22 protein-coding genes are annotated in these 24,092 nt (G+C 52.8%); 13 read left to right on the forward strand and 9 right to left on the reverse strand.

All coding sequences use genetic code 11. The annotated features are described in order from the left end of the window. Nucleotides 1–136 precede the first annotated feature (136 nt). From JMJ16_RS40990 to JMJ16_RS41010, 5 genes are all read left to right on the forward strand, one after another. Nucleotides 137–895, forward strand: a complete 759-nt coding sequence (locus JMJ16_RS40990) for a ParA family protein (protein ID WP_201375657.1) — start codon at nt 137–139, stop codon at nt 893–895. Then, nucleotides 879–1,886 (forward strand): hypothetical protein, encoded by a 1,008-nt coding sequence (locus JMJ16_RS40995; RefSeq protein ID WP_201390944.1) that lies wholly within the window; start codon nt 879–881, stop codon nt 1,884–1,886. The genes JMJ16_RS40990 and JMJ16_RS40995 overlap by 17 nt, the downstream gene beginning before the upstream one ends. 342 nt (nt 1,887–2,228) lie before the next feature. Then, the gene (locus JMJ16_RS41000) at nt 2,229–2,735 is read left to right on the forward strand and encodes a hypothetical protein (protein ID WP_201390946.1); all 507 of its coding nucleotides are present in this window, start codon (nt 2,229–2,231) and stop codon (nt 2,733–2,735) included. 611 nt (nt 2,736–3,346) lie between these two features. Next, a complete protein-coding gene (locus JMJ16_RS41005; RefSeq protein WP_201390948.1) occupies nt 3,347–3,595 on the forward strand; it encodes a hypothetical protein in 249 nt (82 codons plus the stop codon). Between the two features lie 115 nt (nt 3,596–3,710). After that, a complete protein-coding gene (locus JMJ16_RS41010; protein WP_201390950.1) occupies nt 3,711–5,126 on the forward strand; it encodes a PP2C family serine/threonine-protein phosphatase in 1,416 nt (471 codons plus the stop codon). 82 nt (nt 5,127–5,208) lie between these two features. Here JMJ16_RS41010 and JMJ16_RS41015 read toward each other — a convergent pair whose 3' ends face one another. Beyond that, complete coding sequence (locus JMJ16_RS41015; RefSeq protein ID WP_201390952.1) at nt 5,209–5,553, reverse strand: MGMT family protein; 345 nt, start codon at nt 5,551–5,553, stop codon at nt 5,209–5,211. A gap of 467 nt (nt 5,554–6,020) precedes the next feature. Here JMJ16_RS41015 and JMJ16_RS41020 point away from each other — a divergent pair, with 467 nt between their 5' ends. Then, a complete protein-coding gene (locus JMJ16_RS41020) occupies nt 6,021–6,530 on the forward strand; it encodes a pyridoxamine 5'-phosphate oxidase family protein (RefSeq protein WP_201390954.1) in 510 nt (169 codons plus the stop codon). 184 nt (nt 6,531–6,714) lie between these two features. Here JMJ16_RS41020 and JMJ16_RS41025 read toward each other — a convergent pair whose 3' ends face one another. After that, on the reverse strand, nt 6,715–7,674 hold the full coding sequence (locus tag JMJ16_RS41025) for an RNA polymerase sigma factor RpoD/SigA (RefSeq protein ID WP_201390956.1): 960 nt from the start codon (nt 7,672–7,674) through the stop codon (nt 6,715–6,717). A 545-nt stretch (nt 7,675–8,219) separates the two neighbouring features. On the opposite strand from JMJ16_RS41025, the gene JMJ16_RS41030 reads away from it, so the two are divergent. The 3 genes from JMJ16_RS41030 (at nt 8,220) to rpsU (ending at nt 10,579) form a co-directional block, all read left to right on the forward strand. Next, complete coding sequence (locus tag JMJ16_RS41030; RefSeq protein ID WP_201390958.1) at nt 8,220–9,635, forward strand: pentapeptide repeat-containing protein; 1,416 nt, start codon at nt 8,220–8,222, stop codon at nt 9,633–9,635. Between the two features lie 387 nt (nt 9,636–10,022). After that, nucleotides 10,023–10,391: a zinc-ribbon domain containing protein gene (locus tag JMJ16_RS41035; protein WP_201375670.1), complete on the forward strand. Its 369-nt coding sequence runs from the start codon at nt 10,023–10,025 to the stop codon at nt 10,389–10,391. 5 nt (nt 10,392–10,396) lie between these two features. Then, on the forward strand, nt 10,397–10,579 hold the full coding sequence (gene rpsU / locus JMJ16_RS41040; protein WP_007919684.1) for a 30S ribosomal protein S21: 183 nt from the start codon (nt 10,397–10,399) through the stop codon (nt 10,577–10,579). A 152-nt stretch (nt 10,580–10,731) separates the two neighbouring features. Here the strand turns inward: rpsU and JMJ16_RS41045 are convergent, their stop codons facing one another. From JMJ16_RS41045 to JMJ16_RS41055, 3 genes are all read right to left on the reverse strand, one after another. After that, entirely contained in the window at nt 10,732–11,220 is a 489-nt protein-coding gene (locus JMJ16_RS41045; RefSeq protein ID WP_201390960.1) for a GNAT family N-acetyltransferase, read from the reverse strand. 74 nt (nt 11,221–11,294) lie between these two features. After that, nucleotides 11,295–11,882: a dihydrofolate reductase family protein gene (locus JMJ16_RS41050; RefSeq protein WP_201390962.1), complete on the reverse strand. Its 588-nt coding sequence runs from the start codon at nt 11,880–11,882 to the stop codon at nt 11,295–11,297. 98 nt (nt 11,883–11,980) lie between these two features. After that, nucleotides 11,981–12,646, reverse strand: coding sequence for a DUF899 domain-containing protein (locus JMJ16_RS41055; RefSeq protein WP_201390964.1), 666 nt, complete (start codon nt 12,644–12,646; stop codon nt 11,981–11,983). Between the two features lie 655 nt (nt 12,647–13,301). On the opposite strand from JMJ16_RS41055, the gene JMJ16_RS41060 reads away from it, so the two are divergent. Together JMJ16_RS41060 and JMJ16_RS41065 are read left to right on the forward strand one after the other, a co-directional pair. After that, complete coding sequence (locus tag JMJ16_RS41060; protein ID WP_201390966.1) at nt 13,302–17,420, forward strand: DUF6788 family protein; 4,119 nt, start codon at nt 13,302–13,304, stop codon at nt 17,418–17,420. Between the two features lie 625 nt (nt 17,421–18,045). After that, nucleotides 18,046–18,213, forward strand: a complete 168-nt coding sequence (locus JMJ16_RS41065; protein WP_201390968.1) for a hypothetical protein — start codon at nt 18,046–18,048, stop codon at nt 18,211–18,213. A 411-nt stretch (nt 18,214–18,624) separates the two neighbouring features. On the opposite strand, the gene JMJ16_RS41070 is transcribed toward JMJ16_RS41065, so the two are convergent. Next, nucleotides 18,625–19,407 carry a DUF6585 family protein gene (locus tag JMJ16_RS41070; protein ID WP_201390970.1) on the reverse strand — a complete coding sequence of 261 codons (783 nt, stop codon included), beginning with the start codon at nt 19,405–19,407 and terminating at the stop codon, nt 18,625–18,627. A gap of 277 nt (nt 19,408–19,684) precedes the next feature. Then, entirely contained in the window at nt 19,685–20,491 is an 807-nt protein-coding gene (locus tag JMJ16_RS41075; protein ID WP_201390971.1) for an AraC family transcriptional regulator, read from the reverse strand. 258 nt (nt 20,492–20,749) lie between these two features. On the opposite strand from JMJ16_RS41075, the gene JMJ16_RS41080 reads away from it, so the two are divergent. Further along, the gene (locus JMJ16_RS41080) at nt 20,750–21,040 is read left to right on the forward strand and encodes a hypothetical protein (protein ID WP_201390972.1); all 291 of its coding nucleotides are present in this window, start codon (nt 20,750–20,752) and stop codon (nt 21,038–21,040) included. Next, nucleotides 21,033–21,824, forward strand: a complete 792-nt coding sequence (locus tag JMJ16_RS41085) for a phytanoyl-CoA dioxygenase family protein (protein ID WP_201390973.1) — start codon at nt 21,033–21,035, stop codon at nt 21,822–21,824. Before JMJ16_RS41080 ends, JMJ16_RS41085 begins: the two co-directional genes overlap by 8 nt. A gap of 110 nt (nt 21,825–21,934) precedes the next feature. Here the strand turns inward: JMJ16_RS41085 and JMJ16_RS41090 are convergent, their stop codons facing one another. After that, a complete protein-coding gene (locus JMJ16_RS41090; RefSeq protein ID WP_201390974.1) occupies nt 21,935–23,275 on the reverse strand; it encodes a hypothetical protein in 1,341 nt (446 codons plus the stop codon). Further along, on the reverse strand, nt 23,275–23,814 hold the full coding sequence (locus tag JMJ16_RS41095; protein WP_201390975.1) for an RNA polymerase sigma factor: 540 nt from the start codon (nt 23,812–23,814) through the stop codon (nt 23,275–23,277). Before JMJ16_RS41095 ends, JMJ16_RS41090 begins: the two co-directional genes overlap by 1 nt. Nucleotides 23,815–24,092 lie beyond the last annotated feature (278 nt).

Consider the following 24,092-nt stretch of genomic DNA (forward strand, 5'->3'; position numbering starts at 1 on the left):
AGGAATAGGTGTTCTCTATGGTAAACATCATAGTATACGCCGACACAAACGTAGACGTAAACGTGAGCTGAATGTCGCTGAAGAAAGCAGGCATCACCACTATATTTATTAGTTATTTTGTTAAAAGGAGTGTGCCTTGAAGATCATTAGCCTTGCGAATAACAAGGGAGGCGTGACCAAGACGACCACTACAGTCAACCTGGGATATGGCTTGGCGCGGGCCGGGCGGCGTGTGCTTATTATTGATACTGACGCTCAGAGCAATAGCACCTATAGTCTCCTGGGGCACCTGGATCAGGAGCCAACTCTCTTTGATGTCTTGATCAATGGCGTAAAGATGACCGATGCCATTGTGCCAACACAGCATGAGAATCTCTTTCTGGTGCCTAGTTCCATTAATCTGAGTGCTGCCGATCTCTTGATGGCCTCGGCCGCGGGTCGTGAGCGCAAACTGGCGCGCGCGCTCTCTACCGTCAAGGACTTTGATTATATCCTGATTGATACGCCACCTAACTTGGGTGTGCTGACGGTAAATGCCTTCATGGCCTGTACCGATGTGATCATTCCAATTGCCCTTACCACCTATGCTTTGATCGGTATTGGTATTCTGGAGAGCACTATGCAGGAGCTGCGCGAAAACCTGGACGTGGAGCTGCCAATCTTTGGTGTGGTGGCCAACCTCGATGATCATACACGCTTGAGTACCGATGTGCTGGCGGCTGTTCGCGATCACTTTGCTGGCAAGGTTTTTGATACGGTTATCCCCCGTAATATTAAGGTAGAAGAAGCCCATAATCAGATCGCCTGCCTCTTCGATTATGCCCCTGCCAGCACGGGCGCTCAGGCATATAGCAAACTTGTACAGGAGGTTTTACATCGTGCCGAAGGAGCCTAAGAAATTTATTAATCCCTTGCTGCGTCCCTCACCTGCCGCTGAACAGAAGCCAGAGCCTGAGCAAGTAGTGGAGAAGCCTTCTCGCAGAAGCTCTGCCGAGAAGTCTGCTTCTCCCCCTTCTCAACCTGGATCGCAGGTAGAGGATGTTGTTCCTGCTCCTGTGCAGACCATCAGGATCCGTGAGGAGCAGCCTCAAGAACAACAGCTTCCCTCATCTGAAGTGTCGCGGAGTACCATCCCTTCTCACGTTGAGGAAGATGAGGTAGAGGCAGAAGTTGAAGTTCCCACCAGGGAGCCAGCTTTTAGCGCAATGTCTGCCCAATCCCAGGCGTTGACGCAGACACAAACATATGCGGCTCCGTATACGTATACATCTCAGCCAGAACAGCAAGCGCCTGCCCAGAAACGCCAAACCCGGCCTAAAGAGGCACGCCTTGAGCAAGCGCAGGTGCCTCAGTTTCCGGCTCCGCCACCACCGACTCAGTTGCCAGCGTCAGCCTATGCTACTGAGGAGCGACGTCCTATGTATGAGCGCCAGCAGCGGCCTTTTGAGCCAACTGCATATAGTGAGCAGGTACCAGAGCGCCAAACCGTTCCTTATAATAGAAATATATCTACTACTCCTGGCTATACTCAGGATGCTAGAAGCGTGTCGGGTCCCCTTGGTTATACCCAGGCAGAGATCGGCGATTATCCATCTTCATCTTCCCAGTTCTTACCATCTCAATCGACAGCACCCTTGCCTGCCCTGTCGGAGTCGTTTGAGCATCGAACGGGCGAACTTCTAGAGACGACTGAGTTTTCTGCTCGAGGTTCGTTGCGGCGACGGCGCGGTGCCCAAACTTTTGAGCGAACCCATGAGCGTATCACTCTCTGGATCGATAAACGCCTGAAGCAGGCCTTTGATGAACTGGCCTATGAGAGCGAACTCCCTAAGACGGCTCTCCTCAACGAAGCAATCGCGGACCTCTTGCGTAAATATCGCGGTTAGCTCTCAATGCCCCTTTTAAATGCTTACGTAGACGGCTCGAAGCCGCAAAAATGTCTACGTAAGCATTTTTGTGTATGATGCTGTAACCGTACACGTGTACGTTCTTTCTCGTTGTTGAATAAACCACTGATTATCTTGCAAACGTGTACGTACACATATATGTAGCCGTATACAGACGCGAAGGCATTTTATTTGATAATTTTATACTGCGAGCTCATAAACGTATAGATCTCTGTCATCGACTACGCTTTTGGCTACGATGACGCATCCAGCAACGACAACGTTGATAGCAACGTAACTGTTGTCGTCTCTGTACTTGTTTTCGTGTACGATCTCGTACACGTGCACGTATGTGCAATTGTTTCTGTAGCTGTAAGCATAGCTGTAGCTGTAAGCGAAGATGGGCATGTAAGCATAGCTGTAGCCGTAAGCGAAGATGTATTTGTTTCTGTACTTGTAAACGCGTCTGGCAACGGAAACACATGTGTCTACGCTCTCGTTTTTGTAATCGCACACATTTACGCAACTGTTTCTGTAAACACAGGCATAAACGCAAACATAAGCGTATACGTGTACGTTGCCGTTTGTGATGGCGTAGATTTATATAGCAGCATCTTCGTTTACATAGCCGCTACTGTAAATGGAAACATATGTGTAAGTGTACTTGTAAACATAAACGCATATGTCTTTGTTTATGTAAACGTATACGTAAGCATAAACAAAGACATATGCGTAATCAGGTACGGATATGTGTTCACAAACAACAACGTGTATGCACACGAAAATGTTGTTGTAAACAAGGACGTTGATGCATACGCCAATATCCTTGTTTACGCTGAGCTATTCTGACACCCTTCTCTTGACCCTGGTATAATCCCAGGTATTTCCCGTTTACGTTGAGGTATTGGTTGCGCATATTCATAAACGTAAACAAATACGTTTACGTTTACATCTTTCTGTAACGCTAAATGTTTTTACTGATGAGAAGGTAAGTGCTACTTAAACTCCGGCTATTCTTATAGCCTTTGAATGAAGCGCTCATAGGATGATGTTATGATTTTTCTACGTCTACGTCTACGTTTACCGAGTAAAGAGCCTAGATGGCCTGTTTGTGATGTCTGAAGAAGAAAGTGGCCAGCACTAAATTCTGGGACTATGAAGTTCTATTATAAGACAGGTATAAGACTCTTATATGTGTGCTAGAGCTTGTTATGCTTGAGGGCGTTAGAGGTGTAGGAGCGGGCTCTCTCTTATACTTTCTCCAGGATAGGGGTGGAGCGTGGCAGGAGGATATTGGGAGATCGAGCTAAGTGTCATTCTTATACTTAATCTCAGAAAAGGTTAGCATGTATTTCTGTGTCTACCGGGTGCAAGGCCTGGGACAGGGCGACACCGGTAGTCAGTAGCCAGCTGTTCTTATAATAAGATGCGTTTGTTCTTGAGCGAGAAAGGACATGAGAATGAACACAAGCGAGGTCGCGCTCTTACGCCAGCAGATTGAGCTGGAGATGCTGGCGATGAGGCGCGCGTTATCCGAGGTGGCGCTTGGTGTGGCGCGCCACGGCTTTATTAATGCTCGCATGGAGCGCGTGGGTTCGTTTCAGAGCGCTCTGGCACGCCATGTAGGTGCAGATGAGGCGAATCTCGTAGTGTGTGAGCTATATGTGCAGGCGATGGAGCAGGAGGAATCCACTCTCGCGATCTTATAAAATTCTTATAGGCTAAAACCCTTTTCGTTTCTGCCTTCTCTGCCTGTTTGCCAGGTATTTGTTACTTGCTGTTGAAGGTCTTGCTCTTTATTTGTTCTGGAAGGGATTTCGCGCAATGTTGGAGGAGCTGAAAGCCGCTTACGATCTCCATGTAAAGTTACGCTGGTGCGCCTGGTGTGTACTGGTGCTGTTACCTATATCGTTTGTGCTGTTGGGTGGCTTTCCTCCGCGTACCTGGTCGCTCTGCCTTCAGGCGCTTCTCAGCTGGTCCATGCACTGGCAGGAGATGATGTACCAGGCGACGCTCGTCGTGCTGGTCCTGGCATCTCTCTTCTGGTTTATTGCCTGGGGAGGCCTGCTCTGGTTGGCCCTCTGGCTGGTAGTCCATCATTTGCAATTTCGACCTGTAGCCGATATGTCTTCCGTACAGGCAGAGTGGCAGCCTCTGCCCATGTCGACTTCTCCTACGATACAGAAGGTTCCTTCAGCGTCTCTGCCGGGACTGGTGGAGCTTACCCCTTATAGAGGGAGCGAGAGCCTGACGGCACAGATGCAACGTATACGTCTACCGCAACGTACACCACAAATGCAGGCGGGTAACCTGGCGCTTAATCTCTCGCCGTTCCCTTCGGTGCACCCTTCTTTGCCAGATCGATCCGCTCCCCCCTCTGTGGCGACCATGGTTGAGCTGCCGGAGATTCCGACGCGGCCCGCAGGTCGTTCTGCAACGGATCCGCTCTCCTCGCGTTTGTCAATGTTAGAACCTCTGGAAGTGGGAATTGGTTGGAATAGTGGCATTGTACGTATGAGTAAGCCAAATGAGGATAGTGTGATGGTTTTGCAGGGAACCTGTACCTATGAAGAGCAGTTGATGCCTTTTGCTCTCTTCGTCGTTGCCGATGGTATGGGAGGACACGATAATGGACGCGATGCCAGTCGCTTGGCGATGCAGAGTATGATGCATACTGTGCTACAGAATATTGTGATGAGCAGGGAACTTAGCGATGAGTTCTTGATAGATATGCTCATTGGAGGAGTAGAATGGGCCAATCGTGCCATCATGCAGCGTGGCCGCGAGCTAAATGGGAATATGGGGACGACACTGACTGCCTCCCTGGTGGTAGGTCTCAATGCCTATATCGTCAATGTTGGTGATAGCCGTACCTATCTCTACCGCGAGGGCTTCGGTCTCAAACAGGTTACACGTGATCACTCGGTCGTAGCCACGCTGGTCGCCTTCGGCGAGATTACGCCAGAAGAGGTCTATACTCATCCCGAGCGCAATAAGGTCTATCGCAGCCTGGGCCAGGATGAGCATATCGAAGTTGACTGGTTTATGCTTAATCTGCTCTCCCAGGATCGGCTCCTGCTCTGTTCAGATGGCCTGTGGGAGATGGTACGCAATCCAGAGATCGCGCGCCTCCTCCAGCAATATCCCAATGCCGTCACCGCCAGTGATGCCCTTACCAAAGCCGCACTCATTGGAGGCGGAGTCGATAACATTAGCGTCATTGTCGCCCGCGTCCCCTGACCTCTTTTGTGATTACGGCATTGTACACGCATACGTATACATAAAAGAGTAGATATTGCTAATCTAGGAGATGGCCTAGGGATTAAGCGAAACGGGCCAGGTGCCTGGTGAGTTCTTTTACCTTTGGAGTTTTACCCTGTGTATCAATGGAGATGCCTTCCTCCGCTAAAATTCTGGCCTGGCTCTCTACACCGCCGGGAAAGTTTACAATGAGGTTACCATTGGCATTGATAACACGCCAGTAGGCGACATGTTTGCTTGTGTCTCGCGCAAGGGCCTGAAGGGATTTTCTCATAGTTACTGGACAGGTACCCTGGACCTGGAATTGTTCTGTGAGCTTCTTTCGCAGAAGATCGGTTGTTATAAGTTCCTGCTCTGGTATCTGCTGGATTAATGCCTCCAGCGCCACAGGACTTGGAAGTAACATTTTCCCCCGTCCACCAAAGAATTTAATCCGCTTCTCGGGAATATCCACAATGGTATCTACCTCTTGTGCTATAAAACCTCCTTATCATGCCTCTAGCTTCCTGACTACTCTCTATTGAGAGCAGTGAACGAATGTACTAATAGCTTTATTATAGCATAGTAGAATGAAATATATCCACTCAAGGTTTTTCCAAAAGTACAGGACGGTTTCGCCAGGTGGGCAGTTTTCGAGCCTGCCATAGCTGCTTCGTATCTGTATCTGTTTGTAGGAGGAGGGGCCATTGGGTTGGATCTTCTTCTATGTTTTCGATAAGCGAGGATATGTCCTCTGGCATATGTTGCCTCTCCTCTACTGTTGTGCTTGTGTTCGCTGTGCTCATTATATGATAATAGTGTGTTGCTGTTGAAAGTAGATTAAGTTTTATGTGGAGTAAGTTTGTTTTCCTGGGGCCTGGAAGGAAGCGTAGTATGCATGAGACGGAAGAAGATCTTGAGCGTCTGCAAACGTTGATGGAGAAAAGTATAGAGCAAGCGGGGACGTTCGTGCGGGAGTCACTCCAGATGCCAGAGCACTCACTCTCTGCTCGCCAGCTTGTCCATCTATGGCGGGAGCCACAGACGGTCGCTTTTGCTACAGTGACGAAGAAGGGGGAGCCGCGTGTCTCTCCCATAGGCGCTCTGCTGATTCACGGCTATTTCTATATTCCTACGCTGGAGAGTGCGACTCGTACCCGGCACGTGGTAAATCGGCCTGGTGTGAGCTTTACCCTCTATCAAGGGAATGAGCTTGCTGTTATCGCCCATGGCAACGCCACCATCATCTGGCCCGACCAGGCAATCTTTGCCGAGGTGGAGTCTTGCATGCGCGAGTGCAGTGGCCAGGGCGTGAGCGATTGGGGAGAGGGCGTTTTTCTGCGTATGGGCCCGGCTATCCTCTACACCTACGCCCGCGAACTCGAAGCCTACCCTGAAGAGTGAGCGATAAAAAATCGGATCAATATTGGTGTGGAAGTGTGAGGAATAAAAAAGCGGGCGACCCTTTGGCGTCGGATCGCTCGCTACATATGCTCTCTCTCGGGTGGTGTCAGAAAAACTGTAGAGGTTGGGGATAACCTCTACTCCCCATCGTCGTAGTGACTCAATGTATCGTCCCTTCGCTAAGTCACCCCAAGAAGTCCTGGAGCCTGCGGTCTCGGCAAGGATGCCCCAGTTTTTTTAGTGCGCGAAACTCCATCTGGCGTACAGCCTCGTGGCTTAAGCCCATTTTCTTTCCCGTCTCCGTTAAGCTATGCTCACCGTTCCCGTTTAACCCAAACCGTAGTTGAAGCACTTTCTTTTCTCGGGGTGTCAGACAATTCAAAATATCCTGAACCTGTTCCTGTAGGGTCTGGGTGAGGACCACGCGTTCGGGCGAATAGATCGGATCATCCTCTAATACCTCGCTTAACGAAATCTCGTCGTCACCTCCTTTACGCGGCATATCCAGGCTGATGGTCTCCTGGTTCGTTGAGAGCAGGGCAATGACCTCGGGGACGCTGATTTCCATCTGGACGGCCAGCTCTTCGAGCGTAGGCTCGCCCGTCTCTCCCTGCTGCATCTTGCGTTTTACCCGCCCCAGGCGTTTGATCTCTTCAATCTTATACAGCGGCACACGGATCATGTGAGCCTGCTCCGAGAGCGCGCGTGTAATGTACTGGCGGATCCACCAGGTGGCATAGGTGCTGAAGCGATAGCCCTTCTTATAGTCGAACTTATCGACGGCGTGCATAAGCCCGAGATTGCCTTCCTGGATAAGGTCCATCAGGTCGACGCCAAAGCCTCTGTATTTCCTGGCGATGTGCATGACGAGACGCAAGTTGGCCTCAATGAGCTGGCGTTTAGCTTCCTGAGCTTCATTGTCGTCCAGGCGTGCCGAGCGTGAAAGACCGCGCTGTTTTCTAATGTTAGCCTGAGCCTTCTCAATGCGTTGAGCCAGGTCGGTGACCTCATCTTTTGAGAGCAGCTCTACCTGCCCGATCTCATAGCGATAGAAATGGGTGGAATCGCTGATATTCATCGCCTCGGGGTCAGCCTGAATACGGGTCGCGTGCGCTTCTCGACTCGTCACGGTCATGTCAATCATGAGAACTCCCTCCAACCGAAATCTAGCAAATACTGTTGTTTGATAGAAGTATAGGGGAAGGCCCTTTCTATGATCTCCCAATCTCCTTCCATGAAAATCAGCCCTGATGAAGGCCATGAGAAGACATTCTTTACTGAGTAGTCTGAACTTTTCAATTCCGGACAACACGGGAATGTTCCTTTTTCTCAGGAGAGCCTTCGCGCCTGCGGCGCTCAGGGGTAAGGGATGTGCGTGGAAAAACGGCAAAGCCGTTTTTCCACGCACATCCCTTACCCCTGAGGCTCGCGTAACGAGCCGAGGCGGTTGACAGAAGAGGAAATGGTACATACGTCAGTATGCGCTTTTTTGTCTTATACCGGTCTTATCTAAACGAATTTACGCTACGTGGAAGCAGATTTCATTTGAGAGAATTTGGCTGCTTGTACGTTTATGCTTTGTAGAGGATAGAGTCTTGAGACTGAGGCTGTTGTTTACGCGCGGCATGTCTTACAATATCTACAACACAAGCAAAGCTTTTGATTATCGCCTGGAGGGGGGCAATGGCAATGGCAAACCAGCAACATTTAGATATTCTGCGCCAGGGCGTTGAGGCGTGGAATGCTTGGCGCGAGCAGGCACCGGGAATCAAGCCGGACCTGAGTGAGGCCACGCTCTGGGAGATCGACCTGATGGGGGCCGACCTGAGCCACACAAATTTTAGCGGGGCCAATCTTGTGCGTGCATCATTGCAGGGGGCGCGCCTCGAAAATGCCGTCTTCTACCGCACAAGCCTCTTCAAGGCCGATCTAAGCGAGGCAAGTATCCGCGAGGCCAACATGACGGGAGCCAATCTGAGTGGAGCCACCCTTCACAAGGCCGACTTGCAACGAGTTATTCTCTATCGCGCCACTCTCGCGGGGGCTAACCTCTTTGACACCACGCTTCACGAGGCCAATCTCTGCCAAGCAGACTTGCGCAAGGCGAACCTGTCCATGGCCCGTATGCATCACACCGACCTGAGCGGGGCGAACCTGGCAGGCGCTATCTTGGAGGGCATCGATCTCAAGGACGCCGTGGCTCATAAAGCCAATTTTACTGGCGCCAACCTGAGCGATGGCCTGCTGGACCAGGCTAACCTGAGCGAGGCCGACCTCTCCAACGCCAACCTGCATAATAGTATTCTTGATGAGACCGATCTCTCCAAGGCCATTCTGCGCGGAACGACCTTGAGCAAGGCCAGCCTGATTGGCACAAAGCTGCGCGGGGCCACGCTGGAACGCGTCGATCTGAGCAACGCTAATCTTGTGCAGAGCGATCTACGTGAGGCTATGCTGGCTCACTGCCTGGTCTATGGCATTAACGCCTGGGACATTCAACTGGAGGGGGCGCGCCAGCAGGAGTTGATCATTACCAATGCCGCCGCGCACGAGCCGGTGATTACCGTGGACGACCTGGAGACGGGCCAGATGCTCTATCTCCTGCTCAAGCAGACGCACTCTCGGGTCGCCTTTGGCTGTGCCATGCCTAAAGGTGTGCTTGTCCTGGCGCGGCGTGATGGTGGTTATGAGGAGGCACAGAGCATCGCCGCCCGCCTGCGTGAACTAGACTATCAACCTATCCTGGTGGAGCTGAGTGCCGCGCAGGGCGAGAAAGCCTGGGAGATGCTCCAGCGCCTGGCAAGCGTCGTTGGCTTTGTCATAGCTGATATCGGCGGTCCCGAGATTGCGCCCGAATTGATCACACTCTCCCAGCGCGGGCAGACACCCATCATCCCTTTCGCCTCGGCGCGGGCGGACAGCCAGGCCCTGCGTGGTAGCGCTCTCTTTGCCCAACCCTGGGTCTATCGTCCCCCCTTCTTCTACCAGCAGCCCGAAGAACTGAGCACCACTCTGCCCGAGCGCATGGTCTCGACCGCCCAGAGTCGCCTGCAAGAGCGCCAACAGCTGCTTGAGCGCCTCTTCCCTCACCTTAATGAGGGGTAAGGCCCGCTACTGGCGCACGCGGCTACCAGATGCTTTTGCCTGTAAATGGTGTGATGCAGACGCGAGGAGTCGAGCCAGAGACTTGCACGTCGGGTTGACTGGCATACTACTAATATTAATGTTGTGCTTAAGTTTTTACGGTCCCTTGCCGAACAAGATAAACGAGACATAACACATGATTTTTCTTTCAGTGGCTACGAAAGTCTCTTAAAAACGTAGCAATGTAAGATTTTTTATGTTATACTGTCACCAGACACTGTATTGGTGCATAGTTGCTCAAATTCGAGATGACCTTCTGTTATGAGACCCTTGTTTTGAAGCTGCGCGCGCGATACAGAGATTAGTTTATCGGGAAACTTTCCCTTTGTTTAGAATTGAGAGTAACACATGTCTTTAAGTGACCAGGTACTGTATTGCCGCGACTGCAATCAGGAATTCATTTTCACCGTTGGAGAGCAGGAATTTTTCGCTAGCCGTGGTTTGACCAATACCCCCACACGTTGTCCTTCTTGCCGTTCCGCGCGCAGACAGTCTGGTGGTCGTCGTGACAGCTTCGGGTCTCAGGGTGGCGGCGGTTACCAGCAGCGTGAGCCTCGCCAGATGTACACAACTGTTTGTGCGAGCTGTGGTAACGAAGCCCAGGTTCCTTTCCAGCCTCGCGCTGATCGTCCTGTCTACTGCCGTGATTGCTATCAGGCGCAGCCTTCTTCTCAGCGTTCCTCTGGCGGTAGCAGCCGCGGTAGATCGCGCTGGTAAGCCTGATGAGTCAAGTTATTGTAGGACCAGACGATTCCTTCGAGTTTGCCCTTAAACGCTTCTCACGTAAAGTGCAACAGGCGGGCACCCTGGCAGAGGCACGTAGACGCAGATTCTACGAAAGCCCCCAGGAGAGGCGCAAACGCAAGGCGGAGAGCTCCAAGCGCCGTCAGCGTCGCAGCCGCTAAGTCGCTTGTCCAAACAAAAAACAAAGACTATCCCGTCACCTACTCAGGTGGCGGGATGCTCTTTTTTGGCACGATAACAGAGGAGTGAGTGTGAGAAATATCCATAGAGGCCCTGCTTATGGCGAGCCATGAGCAGGGCCTCTATTATTTGCTTATTCCCAGATGAGTTCCATCTCGGGGACGTGGTTGTGTTTGATGACGAAGCCGAGCTTTTCGTAGACGGGCTGACCGTCCTGGGTGGCATAGAGACAAATGCGGTGCGCATTGGTTGTCTTGATGAAGGCGAGTATGTCTTGCAGGATGCGCGTGGCGAGGCCGTGTTTGCGCCAGGTGGGGGTGGTGTACATGTTTAAGATGAGGGCCTCTTTGCCGGAGAAGTGCCTGGGCGAGGGTGGCTTCTCGATGAAGATGAGGCCGCCGCACGCGACGATCTCGCCCTCGGCCTCGGCGACCCAGCTATGGTAGCTTTCGTCGGCGATCTTTGCCAGGAAGTATCTGCGGCACTCCCCCTCCAGGGCGGAGAAGATGGCTTCGTCCTTAACTTTGCGCGTCTCGCGCAGGAAGTCCAGGCGCAGGCGGACGAGGTCCTCAAGGTCTTCAGTGGTGGCTTTGCGGAGTGTGGGGATAGTCTGTATGCTCATATAAGATGCTTTACCTTTGTTCTAGATGAGAGATATGTATAGCTTAACCTCTCTCATTCTAGCACATCAATAACCTAAACATCGGGAAGGCCCGCCGCCCGTGCAGGAGGACTGAGGTAGGTCAATCTTACGACGCCGTTACCAAACGTCTTTGTTTCTAGCAGTTTGAGGTTGACTTTCTCCTTGAATAAGGGCGCTCCACTGCCGACAAAAACAGGATGGACATACAGAACATATTCATTAATGAGGCCAGCCTTCGCAAAATTTTGAATGAGGCTGGCACTCCCAATAATCATCATATCCTTGCCAGACTGCTTTTTGAGTTTTTGCACTTCTTCCAGAGCATGCTCTTTGACCACTCTTGCGTTGTTATAGGTGCCCCAAGGAGCGCTTCCCAGTGTTTTGGAAAAGACCAGTTTGGGTTTCGGATTGATATGGTCGGCTAAGAACGGTTCCTCCTCCTTTGTCTTCTCAGGCCAGTAACCGACCATGCCGTGATAGGTGACCCGTCCCAATAAAAAGGTGTCTATCGACTGTTGGCCTTCACCCAATGCTTGCGCGATTTCATCTGTGTAGATCTTTTCCACCCAATCCATCTCAAGGCCAGGCCCTGAAACGAAGCCATCAAGAGTCACAAACTCGACTGCAATGATTTTTCTCATGCGGATTTCTTTCTGTAATCTGGCCCATTCGTCCTCCAGAGCCCATTCCGGCTGGGTATGGACCCTCGCCGTGCGTCACATGTGGGGACTAGGACGCGTCAGGCATCATAGGTGTCGTGCAGGCGGAGCCATCCCATTGCCGAGGTCGTGCTGCGACCGGATGGCTCTTCCCAGTCCTCCTGCCGTCCGAGCGGGGTCAGGTCGAGGTATTTGTACGTTCCAAGGAGCAGTTCGTTACCACGGTCGAACGTCGAGTACGTGTGAAAGATATTCTCGTCCACGCGCAGGAAGACGCTCGTCGCCGAGACCTCGCCATCTTCTTCCGTGGCATGAAAGTCATAGTTGAAATCGCTGCCATACGAGGAGACCCACGGAAGAGTCCAGCCCATGCGCTTTTTGAATGGCTCGATCTTCGCCAGGGGCGCACGCGAGACAACAACCAGCGAGGTATCGCGGGCGTGCAGGTGGGCCAGGTGGCCGACGTTATCGATCAAGAACGAGCAGCCCTTACAGCCCTCATCCCATTCTGGACCAAACATGAAATGGTAGACAATCAACTGACGACGCCCTTCAAAGAGGTCCAGCAGACTCGCCTTGCCGTCCGGTCCCTCGAAGAGGTACTCTTTCTCGACCTTGACCATGGGGAGCCTGCGCCGTTCAGCATTGAGTTTGTCTAGCGCACGGGTGGCTGCCTTTTCCCTGGTGAGCAACTCCTGGCGCGCAATGAGCCACTCGTCTCGTGAGACAATTGGTGGATAGTTCACGATGTTCTCCTTTGGTTTGATGATTGGATTGCTCTGCTTCTCCCTTGATTCGTCATCTGGAGGGCGCTTGCAAAGAGTAAGTACAGACAATCTACCAGAAGTCGATCAGGAAAACTTCTTCAATCTTGCTCACATCTCTGTGTGGCCAATCTTTCGAGTAATCGGCACTTTTGAAGCTCTCTCCCAGCATTGCCAACGGGTCCATGAAGCGACCGTGGAACAGAGCAAGCTTGATCTGGTACATGTACAGGCCGATGAGACCCGCGTCAAGGGTCGGAAGATAGTCGCGTGGATGGGGTTAGCTATGATGGTTTCCACGCGGTTCTCAACGCGGTGCCTCTGGTGGGGTATTAAAATCTTGTATAAAATTGCGCGTTTCACCCAATTCTCCTAGTGGCGCTGGTTCTTTTTCAAGGGGTTCCTCTGGTATAATGTAAGGGATTATTTCATTTTAAAGGCATAGATGGCCCATCAGGCGCGTAAGTCGTACCATGATATGTAAGCGCGTGCTTTAGCAGCGTGGCTCCCCTCATGACGTTTCGCGTATTTCATTGTATACTTCGGCGGTGTAGCTTCTTATGCGGAAACCAACGCCACTGTCGTGGCTAGCGCTCCGCGCTCAGGTTCCCTGAATAGGAAGAGGAGAGTTCGTGGGATGAATAGCAAAACGACATATCATCAACAAGTCAGCTATTGTGGTAAGCCACGTTGCCGCAAGTGCCGCGAGGGGACGGGTCATGGGCCGTACTGGTATGCATATAAGACGGTCGATGGGCGCACCACGCGTACATATATTGGTAAAAACCTGCCGCCGGAGATTCAGGCCCAGCTTGAGGGTCGCTCCGAAACCTCCGCGCTGGCGGAGGCCAGTTCGCAGTCGCAGGCCCTGGTCCGCATCTATGTGCTGGGCCAGTTCCGCCTGGAGCGCCGCTCTCCCCGTTCGGGCGAGTGGCAGACGGTGACGGAGTCGACCTGGCAGCACCAGCGGGTGCGCGCCCTGCTGGCGTCCCTGGTCTGCGCGAATGGGCGCAAGATGGGCCGTGAGCAGATTATTGAAATGCTCTGGCAAGATCTTGATTATGAGACGGCCTCCAATCGCCTGGACCGCGCCGTCTATAGCCTGCGCCAACTCTTTGAGCCACAGCGTAGTCGTCCCGCAACCTCCCCACTCTTGCTGACCGAGCGCGAAGTCCTGGTCCTGGGTGATCAATCCCAGGTCTGGATCGATGCCGATGCCTTTGAGCAGTTGTTAACTCAGGCCAATGCATTGATACATAGCGATCCAGGACAGGCTGAGAAGCGCTTGAACGAGGCGGCGACGCTCTATGGCGGCTCCTTCCTCCCCGAGATGCGCAAGATGGAGTGGTCCGGTGCGCGCCGCAGCTCGCTCCAGAGAAGCTGGATCGGCATGCTGCTGGAACTGGCCGATATGCGCACCCAGCGCGAAGCCTTTCAGGACGCCATCATACCCCTTGACCGCCTGCTCGCGGTCGATCCCACCAATGAGGCCGCCGTACAGCGCATAATGAAGCTGCTGGTCCACCTGGACCGGCGCGGCGAGGCTTTGCGCGCATATAAGCACCTGGCCCAGGTCCTGCGCCAGGAGTATAATATTGTGCCCCTGCCAGATACGCGTCAACTCTATGAAGATCTTAAGCGCGGCAATAAGAGCGTCGCGACCGAGGTGCGCGGTTCAGCCATAGGAGTTGCCGAGCAGGTCGCGAGCGCCCAGGCCACGCGCACCAGTGGTACGGAGAGCAGCCCGGCCATCCAGATTGGTCGGGCCCACCAGAGTCCCTTGATTGGTCGCGAGAAGGAGCTGGCGATCCTGCGCGAGATGGTGGAGACGACCGAGCATGCCGCGCGTTTCAAGCTGACAGTGCAGAAGAGGACCATCGCCTCGACCCTGGATACACCGCGTCGCCCACAGTGTGGTGTGCTAATGGGCGAGGTTGGCATCGGCAAGACGCGCCTGGCCGAGGAGCTGAGCCGCGAGGCACGGGGCAAGAGCTGGGCCGTAGCCTGGAGCCGCGTCTATGCCCAGGAAGGCTCGATCCCCTATCGCCTCTGGACCGAGGTGTTGCGTAAGGCCACAACCCAGGGAGCCTGGCAGCGCCAGGAGCTGACGCGCCGCCCCCTTGTCTTCCAGCCGCTGACCGCGCTCCTGCCCGAGCTGACGGAGTTCCTGCCGCCCGTGGCGCTGACGCCGCCCCTGCCACCCGAGCAGGAGCAACTGCGCCTCTGGGAGGCCGCGCGCGAACTGCTCACACTTATCAGCGAGAGCACGCCCATGATTATCGCCCTCGATGACTTGCAATGGGCCGATGGCAGCAGTTGCGAGCTGCTGGCCTACCTGGCGCGACGCATCCAGGGCTACCCCATCGTTATCGTTGGCACCTGCCGTGACAACGAACTCCCGCTCAACCATCCGCTCAAGGCCCTGCTCACCGACCTGCAACGCGAGCACGCCGTCGAGACCGTCAGCCTGGAACCCCTGGAGACGGAGCAGATCAGCACGCTTGTCTCCTATGTCTCCAATATTTCGCAGCCACTCGCGCAGAGCATCAGTAAGCGTGCCGATGGCAACCCCTTCTTCGCCGAGGAACTGGCCCGTGGCATTGGCGCGCAACTGGCGACCGCCTCCGCCGGCAATGGCCAGAACGGGAACGGTCACACTACTGTAAGGAGTGCATTGGGCAAGGTCAATGCCAATGGCGAGGAGCCGCTGCCCGACACCATCGCCGCCGTGCTCGATCTGCGCCTGGAGCGCCTGAGCGACGCCTGCCGTCGCCTCTTGCAGAAGGCCGCCGTCCTGGGAGGCTCCTTCCAGTTCCAGGTCATCTGCGCCATGGAGGCCAACACGCCCGACATGGACGAAGACCTCGTGCTCGACCTGCTTGAGGAGGGCCTGACCTCTGGCATGCTTACCGAAGAGGGCACGGGTACGCGCGTCACCTACCAGTTCTGGCACCCCCTGCTCGTCAGCCACCTCTACGACAGGCTCTCCGCCGCGCGCCGTGCCAGCCTGCATCGCCGCGCCGCCGATGTCTTCCAGCAGATGTACGGCGATCACGAGGAGCACGCCGCCACCATCACCGACCACCTCGTCAAGGGCGGGTCCGTCTCCAGCAAAATCGCGCACTTCGCCGAGCTGGCCGCCCGCTTCTCCTACAGCCTCTCCGCCTATCCCGACGCCGAGAAGCACTACAAGATCGCCCTCGAAAATCTTGACCGCACCACCCAGAACCAGGAGCACTACGCATACTTGCTGGAGTGCCTGGGCGAATGCACCCGCGTGCAGGGCAAATACGAAGAGGCACGCAACTTCTACGAGCAAGCTTTGGAAGAGCGTAAAAGGCTTAATGGTTTCACCTGTCTTTCAAAAGAGGAAGCACAGATTCAAGCATTACTGTGTTGCGAAATAGGAGTTACATGGTATGACACAGGCGATGCAATAAAGGCCCAAAGCTTTTATCGGCAAAGCGAAGAAGTACTCAAAGAGGCGAGTCTTGCAAGTGGTTATGCGTGGGCGCATCTTCAATATTGGGAAAGTCGCAATAGTTGGAGAGAAGGAAATTATGATCGAGCTAGGGAAATCGCGCAAGAATCACTTCGTTTATTTCAGAATACGATAAACTCAGATGGAAGAACTAGCATTGCAGCACAAATATATTCCACTCAAATACGCCGTACTTTGTTGGGTGATATGGTAGATCTTGGTCGTATACATAATTTGTTGGGAATGATAGAAACAGCTAGTGGACGAAGTAGTGATGGTTTGGGCCACTATAGCAAAGCATTAACACTATTCGAGCAATACGAGCGAGAAAGAGATATTGCATTAATATCTTGTAATATGGGTGATGTTCTTCTAAGAAGAGCTGATTTTGAACAAGCGCAGTCTGTTTTAAGACGTTCTTTAAACCTTGCAGAACGTGTTGGAGAAACGCCGCTTGTGGCTTTTGTATATGGTAATCAAGGAGTGCTAGATACTCGTATTGGAAGCTTGGTAGATGCAGAGAATGAGCTTAAGAAAAGTTTGGAGCTTGTAGAGAGATTAAATGAGCCTGCCTCTATCAGTGTGTGGTGTATGTATCTTGCTGTTGCTCTACAAGAACAGGGTAAGCTTGCGGAAGCATCAGAAATGCTCAAAAGAGCTTTAGGAGTTTGCCGTTCCACGGGCATTGTCCCCTATATTGGTATAGCGCTCGTAGATATTGGTAACTTGCGCATTGCTCAAGCTCTAGCCAGTGAAGATACGCAACGAAAATCTCTGCTGAGAAAAGCAAAAAAGACTCTGAATAGAGCATTGAGCCTTGAAGGCTTGGAGGCTGAAACAAGAGCAGAGGGCCAGCTAGCCCTTGCTAAAGTTTTACTTTTAATGGGTGAAGATCTAGAAGCTTATGAACAAGTAAAGCAAGTTTCTATTGATATAGAAAAATATGAGCTTACATGGCTACGAAGCCTTGAGCAGCGTATCCTTGGCAGCGTAAAAGAACATGCAGGGAATGTAGTAGAAGCCGCTCAATGCTATGATCATGCCTTGAGTGCTTCACGTAAGTATGGCATGCGCCTTGAAGAGGCCCATACGCTCTTGAATTACGGGCAACTTCTGCTTAAGAAGCATGCTGATCTCGCAAATCATGAAGAGCAAAGTTACCAGCGCGGCATGCGCTATGTGCAAGATGCCCTGCGTATCTTCAAAGAATGCGACGCGGAGCTGGATGCCCGGCGCGCCGAGAAGATCCTCGAAGAATCCTACCCCACGTCATAGGCGCCCCGTTTACGGCGCGCAAGGCGATTTATCGCATGGATATAAGGTTGCGATCAACCATATGGCCTTGGGGCGTCATTCATGCAAATTCTGCCTTGCGGTAAAAGGCGTGACTCTGTACTCGGGCGATAAATCGCCTTGCGCGCGATAAATCGGGCGCCTATGGTATGTGTGGGCGTGTGTGATGATTGGTTGTGGCATTGGTGTGTGGACGGGTATGGTGATTGATTGCCCAGGAACCCGTGCAGACATCCAAGAATTTGACGATGTTCACCTCAGAATGATATGCCCCTAACAACTTGTAATCCCCAGCGACGAAAGCGACGATAGCCGTCCATCTCTACGACCCCCAGCGTCCGACGAGGCATGTCCGCAACGCGTGAAAATTGTGATCAAAAGGCCGCGCTAAAGCCCCCTTATCCGGTATTATTCTCTCACAAGGATATGACGCAGGCGAAACCAGAAACTAAAAAACGCTAAAAAAGGTCAGTACCAGGCTCGCCCACCGTCATCGCTTAGTACCGCACCCTTTGATCCTTAGCTCGCTGGCCTGTATACCTGGTATCGTCGACCAGGGCAGGCACCCATGACACACCCGTCCGCACCCAGAAAGGATGTGCCACCCATGAGTCTCGCACTGCGCAGAAACCAGATGTTCGCTCTCTTCCTGCTTGCCATGCTAACCTTGATCGTCATCGGCCTCGTCGCCTTCAGCACCATTGCCCACATCAATTTGTGGCATTTTTTCACCTCTTTTGACTTCAAGCCTAATGTGATCTATCCACATGGCTAGAAGCTAATTCTTTGTCTAACAGAACTTATTATCTGCGACAAGCCGCATGATCGGGCGAACCGCAGCAGAGCCGAACCGCTAGTATATCGAGGACCAGACCTGTTGAAAGGATGGTACCATGTCACATTACGATTAGCCAGACAGACATACACCTTTCCAACCGACACTACTCCGTATCGGGCATTGCCCGACACCGCGCGAACGAGAGGGCCATCCCTAGTGAGCCAGGGATGGCCCTCTTTTGTGTGTTTCCGCCACCCGTGCAGGAGGGGCCTTGGTAGTGCGAGAGGCCCGCCACCCATTTAGCAAAGTAGGTACGCGGTTTACAAGCACCTACTTTGCTAAATGGGGAATGCAAACCCCTGATGCATGGACAGCGGTTCCGTGACGATGTCAGACCCCCTTTTGGTGCTACCGCCTGACCTGGCTAAGGATGGAGCGGGTCAGACTCATGAAGACGAAGAAATTGGGGATTTTGGCAACGGAGATGGTGGACCAGTTGAGCCACTTGCCCTCTTTACGGACAGAGACAATGCCACGATTGACGCCGAACTCTTTGATCTCGTGCCAGGGAATGGTCTCTTTGCTATTACTCACACCTTGCTGGCTTACGCTGAGGGGGCCGAAGTTGAGGACCTGGCCCGCGTTATAGGCGGCCAGGGCGCGTGGTAGCATAAAGGTGGTTATAGCATCGCTCAGGGCATCGCCGAGCTTTCCTACTTCTTTGAATTTATTATTGAAGATAACCTTATGCCCGTCCAGGCGTTGGATTGTATATTTATGCGTTGTACCAGTATAGATGCCGTTGCGATAGTGCTTGGTGACCTCTTGCCACATGCCCTGGACCTGGTCCCAGCGGAAGGGGTCCGCTTGACTGCCCTTCATTAGCAAGAAGCCCTGCTCACAGAGATAGACGTGCCAGGACATATGTATCAGGAAATCTACAACATAGTAGAGTAGCAATATGAGGCCTAACAGAAAAAGGATAAGCAGAACATTGCTACTGTCGTTGCCTGTATTAATGAGAATAAAGCCGAATAGAAGCGTTATAATCAGTCCCGCGATGAGCCCAGTAAGATAATGCCGGGTTAAGCCCACCTTAAACTCCGAGTGGTAAGCGCCCAGCTGATAGGTGCTTATCGCCTGTTGCGCGGCGGGAGAAAGGGTTGGACCTGCTTGATATGGGTAGGCCATAAAAATGGTTTCTCCTTAAGAATAGGTAAAATCACAGGCGCCAATGGCGCGATATGCATATAAATTAGCAGATAAACTGAGATTTGACTAGAGTTTTTATCTATTTTTATTACAAATGTGAGGTAATACCACTTCTCGCACCTGCGGTGCTTGCTGGGTAAGGGTTATTGGCGTGAGCGTGGCAGAGCCACGCTCACGCCAATAACCCTTACCCAGCGAGCCCTCAAACCCATTATTCTCTCCCAAATGAGCGTCAGCTCCTCACCACACTATAACATCATACTCCACAGAGGCCTTTGCGGTAGGCGGCGGGCGAGACACCAATGTGACGCGTAAAGACGCGCGTGAAATAATAGCGGTTACCAAAGCCATTGGCGGCGGCGATCTGCTCGATACTCTGGTTGGTCATCAGGAGTTGCTGTTCGGCCTGTTTGACGCGCTGCTCCTGGATATACTGGACGGGAGTTCGGCCCATGCTCAGGCGGAAGCAGCGGATGAAGTAGTCGGGGGTCATATGGCAGAGTTGGGCCAGGGTGGCGTTGGAGAGCGTGTCCTCCAGGTGGGCCTCGATATATTGTAGCGCGGGGAGTATCGGCTCGATGGCCTCAGATTGTAGCAGATAACGCTGGACCTGTTCATCCGTCAGGTTCTGGAGATAGAGTAGCAGCGCCTCGTAGAGGATAGCCTTAATGCGTAACTGTAAGAGAAGATCCAGCTTTTGTTGCTCTAATTCGGTACGGAGTGTGTAAACGGCCGCTTCCAGCACGGGCCTGGTAGGTAGGGAGATGGGGCTGGTAAAGTTCTCCTGTTGCACCTGGTAGGGAAGGCCCAGCAGGTCAAAGTGGACAAACAGGTGTCCCACACTTTGCAAGAGATTGGTGGAGAAGCGTACCTTGGCGGGAATGAAATACAGGCGTCCCTGTTCCAGGGCATAGCGCTGTCCTGCATGTTCAATCCATGCTCCATTGGCGTCATTGCAATAGAAGCGCCAGAAACTGCTATAGCGCGTGGGAAAGCGCCAGAAGGGTGGTTCCAGGCGTACAACGTGATAGGCCAGGAGTCGGATATGAACGTGGTCAAGCATCTAAATTCCTCTTTGAAGCCTTGCCTGAGTAGAGAACAGGTCGGAATCGGACACAACTGGTTCGGATCTGAGTATACCATTGAGACGCCATGGAGTGTACTCTTTGTGAAAGAAGCCAGCACAAGCTATTAGCGAAACCTATAGCTTGTCGAGTCCAAGCGACCCTCGTGCGCGACTTGTCTTAAGTATGATGTGTGTGCTGCGCAATGCGCGCCGCAGGCGCGAGAGGTCACGCAAAGAAGCAAGAAAGGTGTCTCAATGAGTCAGACTCGCCAGCAAATTCTGATTCTCCACCTGGCGCTGCCCAGTCTGGAATCAGACACAGTCGCCTGGGCGCTCTACGATGGAGCTACACCCAGTGGAACTCCTCCAATGCAGTCGGGGGATTCCTATGAAACTCCCTATCCCTCAGTTCTGGAGGCCATGCGCGATGGCTGGAATGTGCTCCAGGTGCCAACGCTGCCTCTCTATACCCATGGATATGAGCACGAAAGTGGACATCTGCCATATGAGTATGTCCTGGAACGAAAGGTGGCGTTTCATGAGTAAGGTAGAACGGCAGCACCTCTTGACGGCCAGCCAGATGGCGCATTTTGTCACTTATGGCTATTTGCAGCTCGATGAGCTGGTGCCGCCTGAATATAACGAGGCCGTGCTGGCGGATGAGAAGCGCATACCAGATGCGGGCTATCATTTCTGGCAACGCTCAGAGGCTGTGCGAGCCGTGTTTGATCTGCCCCAGGTCAAAGGCACAGTGCAGAGCTTCGTTGGCGTCGATCCCGCTTATGATCACTCCTATCTCCATATCGTCGGTCCGCGCCGCCTCAAAGCCCAGGAGTGGCATGCCGACTCCGTGATTGATACGCGTCCCTTTGCCTTCGATATTCAGGCCTTCTACTTCACGCATGATGCACCCGCCGAGATGGGGCCGACGCTAATCCTGCCTGGTTCACACCTGCGGCGTGTTAATACTGGCAGTATCGCTCGCTACAAGAATATCGTCGGCCAGCGTCAGCTCGCTGCCAAGGCAGGCACGATTGTCTTTATGCACCAGGCTATCTGGCATTGCGCTCAGCCCAATCATACTGACCAGACGCGCTATGTCTTCAAGCTACGCCTGCATCCTCGGCAGCAGCAGCGCAACCTGTTTAATACCGAGGGCTATCAAGATCCCGAGGTCACGAGCATCATTGAGCGTGGCTATTTGCCCTGGCAGGGGAACGAAGCTCGCCTGGAGCATATCATGCGTGCCCGCTTCTGGCGCTATGTTACCGGCGACGATCTCGTCGACGTCTCCTTTGAAAAGGCCCTGACGCGCATGGTGCTTGGCTAAATGGTGAATTCACGTAGGGTCCATGCAAGCATGGACTTTCTCGGGTGAGCAGAGTCCATGCTTGCATGGACCCTACTTTTTTGGTAAACACACTACATAGATTTAGGTGATTACTTGGAGATGGGCGGGACGGTGAATTGGATCTCGCTGCTGCCGACGCCCAGGGGGGCGCCTGTGGATTGGAGCTTTAAGGTCCAGGCGCTTGGCTTGCCGAGCCAGTCCTCGATAATGGCGATTGACATGCTTTTGAGTGGCTCCCATTTGCCAGTGAGCTTACCATTGTCGACCTCATGGATCTCGGCGTCACTTCCATTGACTGTGGCCGAAAAAGTACTTTCAGGAGGAGTATTTATCGCCTCCTCGGGTTTCACGTAGAGATAGGTCGCGCTCGGGGTAGCATAGACCTGGGTGAGCTTCAAATGGTGTCCGTTGATGACGAGGCTCTGATTGGGAGTCGCGACCCGCTTTTCGCTTTGCATTGGCACGGTAAAGTTGAAGAATGTGCTCGGGAAGCTCGTCCCTGTAGGATCGTCACTGGTGGCACCTCCGACCGCTAAGAATGTGGCTGTGATTTGAAGTTGTTTCGCGTTGATCGCAGCTTGCGGTATGGAATAGGAGTCCAGGAAAAACGTCTGCTTGCTCTTCTGGTCATAGTAAGAACCGCCACCATGTGACGTATAGCCAGCTACAGGATCGTATATGTATGTCTGGTTGCTATCCTGAATAGTCAGCTTAGATATGGAAGCGCCCCCATCATATCTCTGGCTGATGTTGCCGGTTTCGACATACTTAATGAGCAAACGGTTGGCGTCCGCATAGGTGGAGATAAGCTTGAGCTTATGGCCATTGATAGTAGTTGAGTCCTGTAGCGGTGTCTCTTTGCCTTGTAAACAAACCGCGTGCTCGCCGTTATCGGGAATATAGTTTCCATCTGCGAAAACGTGAGAGCAATCAAGCTTCACTTGTGGTTGGGTTGTGACGTTGCTGGAGCCAGTCGTTGTCGATGGGTTGGCGTTCCGGCGTGCGTTCAGCAGGAGTGCGGCGCTGCCAACCAGGATGGCGACGACCAGGACGGCGGCGATAGTATTGAAAAGGCGCGAGATACGGCGCCACCTGGGTTTGCGCTGAGATGCAAGATCCTTCTTGCGTGGGCTGGCTGCCTCAGATTGAGGGGCATTATCGATCATCATCGTCTTCCTTTCACGATGTTCGCGTACTTCTGCGAATGTAAGGATATTTGTTTCCTGGTGTGAAGGCTGCAAGCGGCTATCCAGGAGTCTGCGCACGCGCTGTAGCGACTCCTCGTTTGCCTGCTTATCATCACTCTGGGTGTGATACATCTGCTGGAGATCCTCCACCAGGTATCTTGCCTTGCCATCCAGGTAGCGAGCAGGCTGTTCGATCTGCTGATCGAGTTGCTCCTGTTGGAAGTCTTTGCTATGCTCAGCCATCAGAAACTCCTTTCTGCTCGCTCATCGTCGTAGACGCTACGTAGCAGTTTTAGCGCGCGATAGAGTAAGGCGCGAACTGCGCTCTCACTTTTCGATACCACCTGGGCAATCTCGGCACAGCGCATATCCTCGCCGAAGCGCAACTGCAAGACTTCGCGTTGCATCTCTGGCAGGTTTCGCACATGCCTTTGTAGTTGCTGGTACTCCTCCTGGCGCAGGGTTGCCTGCTCAGGTTCACGTTCCTCGCGCTCATAAATACGCTCCTCGACGCCAACCAATGATACCTGGGGAAAGCGCCGTGAGCGACGATAGTGGTCAACCACCTTGTTACGGGCTATGGCCATAATCAATGGGCGTAACGAACGTTCATCCTGTCGTAAAGCTGACCCTTTTTCCAGAACAATAGTAAATACCTCCAGCAATATATCTTCTGCATCTTCACGCGAACCTAGCTGCCTCAGCAGGTATGCCAACACAGCCGGAGCGTGCCTCTCGTAAAGATCCATTGATTGCTCAGGGACCGGGCCGGGTTGTTGCATTGTTTACTCCACTATTCTTGAGATCTCATTAGTATATTCGCAGAAATGGGCAAAATAACGCGCAGCCTTATGAATGTATTGCCTACTTTCGCGCCTACGGCGCTCAAGATAGTATGTGTGAGTGTGTGGCACTGGCATTCGCCAGTGCCACACACTCACACATACTACACAGGCGAGCTTGCGAGCCGAGGTGGAAGAGAAGATATGCAAGAAAATCTTAAAAAATTGGCTTGAAAAATTGGCTTGAAAAATTGGTATATACATATTGACATTAGTAT

It is taken from the genome of Ktedonobacter sp. SOSP1-52 (assembly GCF_016587395.1).

Coding starts and splice junctions, on each gene's coding strand:
- JMJ16_RS41005 (WP_201390948.1), top strand. CDS start 3,347: ATGAACACAAGCGAGGTCGCGCTCTTACGCCAGCAGATTGAGCTGGAG.
- JMJ16_RS41010 (WP_201390950.1), top strand. CDS start 3,711: ATGTTGGAGGAGCTGAAAGCCGCTTACGATCTCCATGTAAAGTTACGC.
- JMJ16_RS41015 (WP_201390952.1), bottom strand. CDS start 5,553: ATGTTACTTCCAAGTCCTGTGGCGCTGGAGGCATTAATCCAGCAGATA.
- JMJ16_RS41020 (WP_201390954.1), top strand. CDS start 6,021: ATGCATGAGACGGAAGAAGATCTTGAGCGTCTGCAAACGTTGATGGAG.
- JMJ16_RS41025 (WP_201390956.1), bottom strand. CDS start 7,674: ATGATTGACATGACCGTGACGAGTCGAGAAGCGCACGCGACCCGTATT.
- JMJ16_RS41030 (WP_201390958.1), top strand. CDS start 8,220: ATGGCAAACCAGCAACATTTAGATATTCTGCGCCAGGGCGTTGAGGCG.
- JMJ16_RS41035 (WP_201375670.1), top strand. CDS start 10,023: ATGTCTTTAAGTGACCAGGTACTGTATTGCCGCGACTGCAATCAGGAA.
- rpsU (WP_007919684.1), top strand. CDS start 10,397: ATGAGTCAAGTTATTGTAGGACCAGACGATTCCTTCGAGTTTGCCCTT.
- JMJ16_RS41045 (WP_201390960.1), bottom strand. CDS start 11,220: ATGAGCATACAGACTATCCCCACACTCCGCAAAGCCACCACTGAAGAC.
- JMJ16_RS41050 (WP_201390962.1), bottom strand. CDS start 11,882: ATGAGAAAAATCATTGCAGTCGAGTTTGTGACTCTTGATGGCTTCGTT.
- JMJ16_RS41060 (WP_201390966.1), top strand. CDS start 13,302: ATGAATAGCAAAACGACATATCATCAACAAGTCAGCTATTGTGGTAAG.
- JMJ16_RS41065 (WP_201390968.1), top strand. CDS start 18,046: ATGAGTCTCGCACTGCGCAGAAACCAGATGTTCGCTCTCTTCCTGCTT.
- JMJ16_RS41070 (WP_201390970.1), bottom strand. CDS start 19,407: ATGGCCTACCCATATCAAGCAGGTCCAACCCTTTCTCCCGCCGCGCAA.
- JMJ16_RS41075 (WP_201390971.1), bottom strand. CDS start 20,491: ATGCTTGACCACGTTCATATCCGACTCCTGGCCTATCACGTTGTACGC.
- JMJ16_RS41080 (WP_201390972.1), top strand. CDS start 20,750: ATGAGTCAGACTCGCCAGCAAATTCTGATTCTCCACCTGGCGCTGCCC.
- JMJ16_RS41085 (WP_201390973.1), top strand. CDS start 21,033: ATGAGTAAGGTAGAACGGCAGCACCTCTTGACGGCCAGCCAGATGGCG.
- JMJ16_RS41090 (WP_201390974.1), bottom strand. CDS start 23,275: ATGGCTGAGCATAGCAAAGACTTCCAACAGGAGCAACTCGATCAGCAG.
- JMJ16_RS41095 (WP_201390975.1), bottom strand. CDS start 23,814: ATGCAACAACCCGGCCCGGTCCCTGAGCAATCAATGGATCTTTACGAG.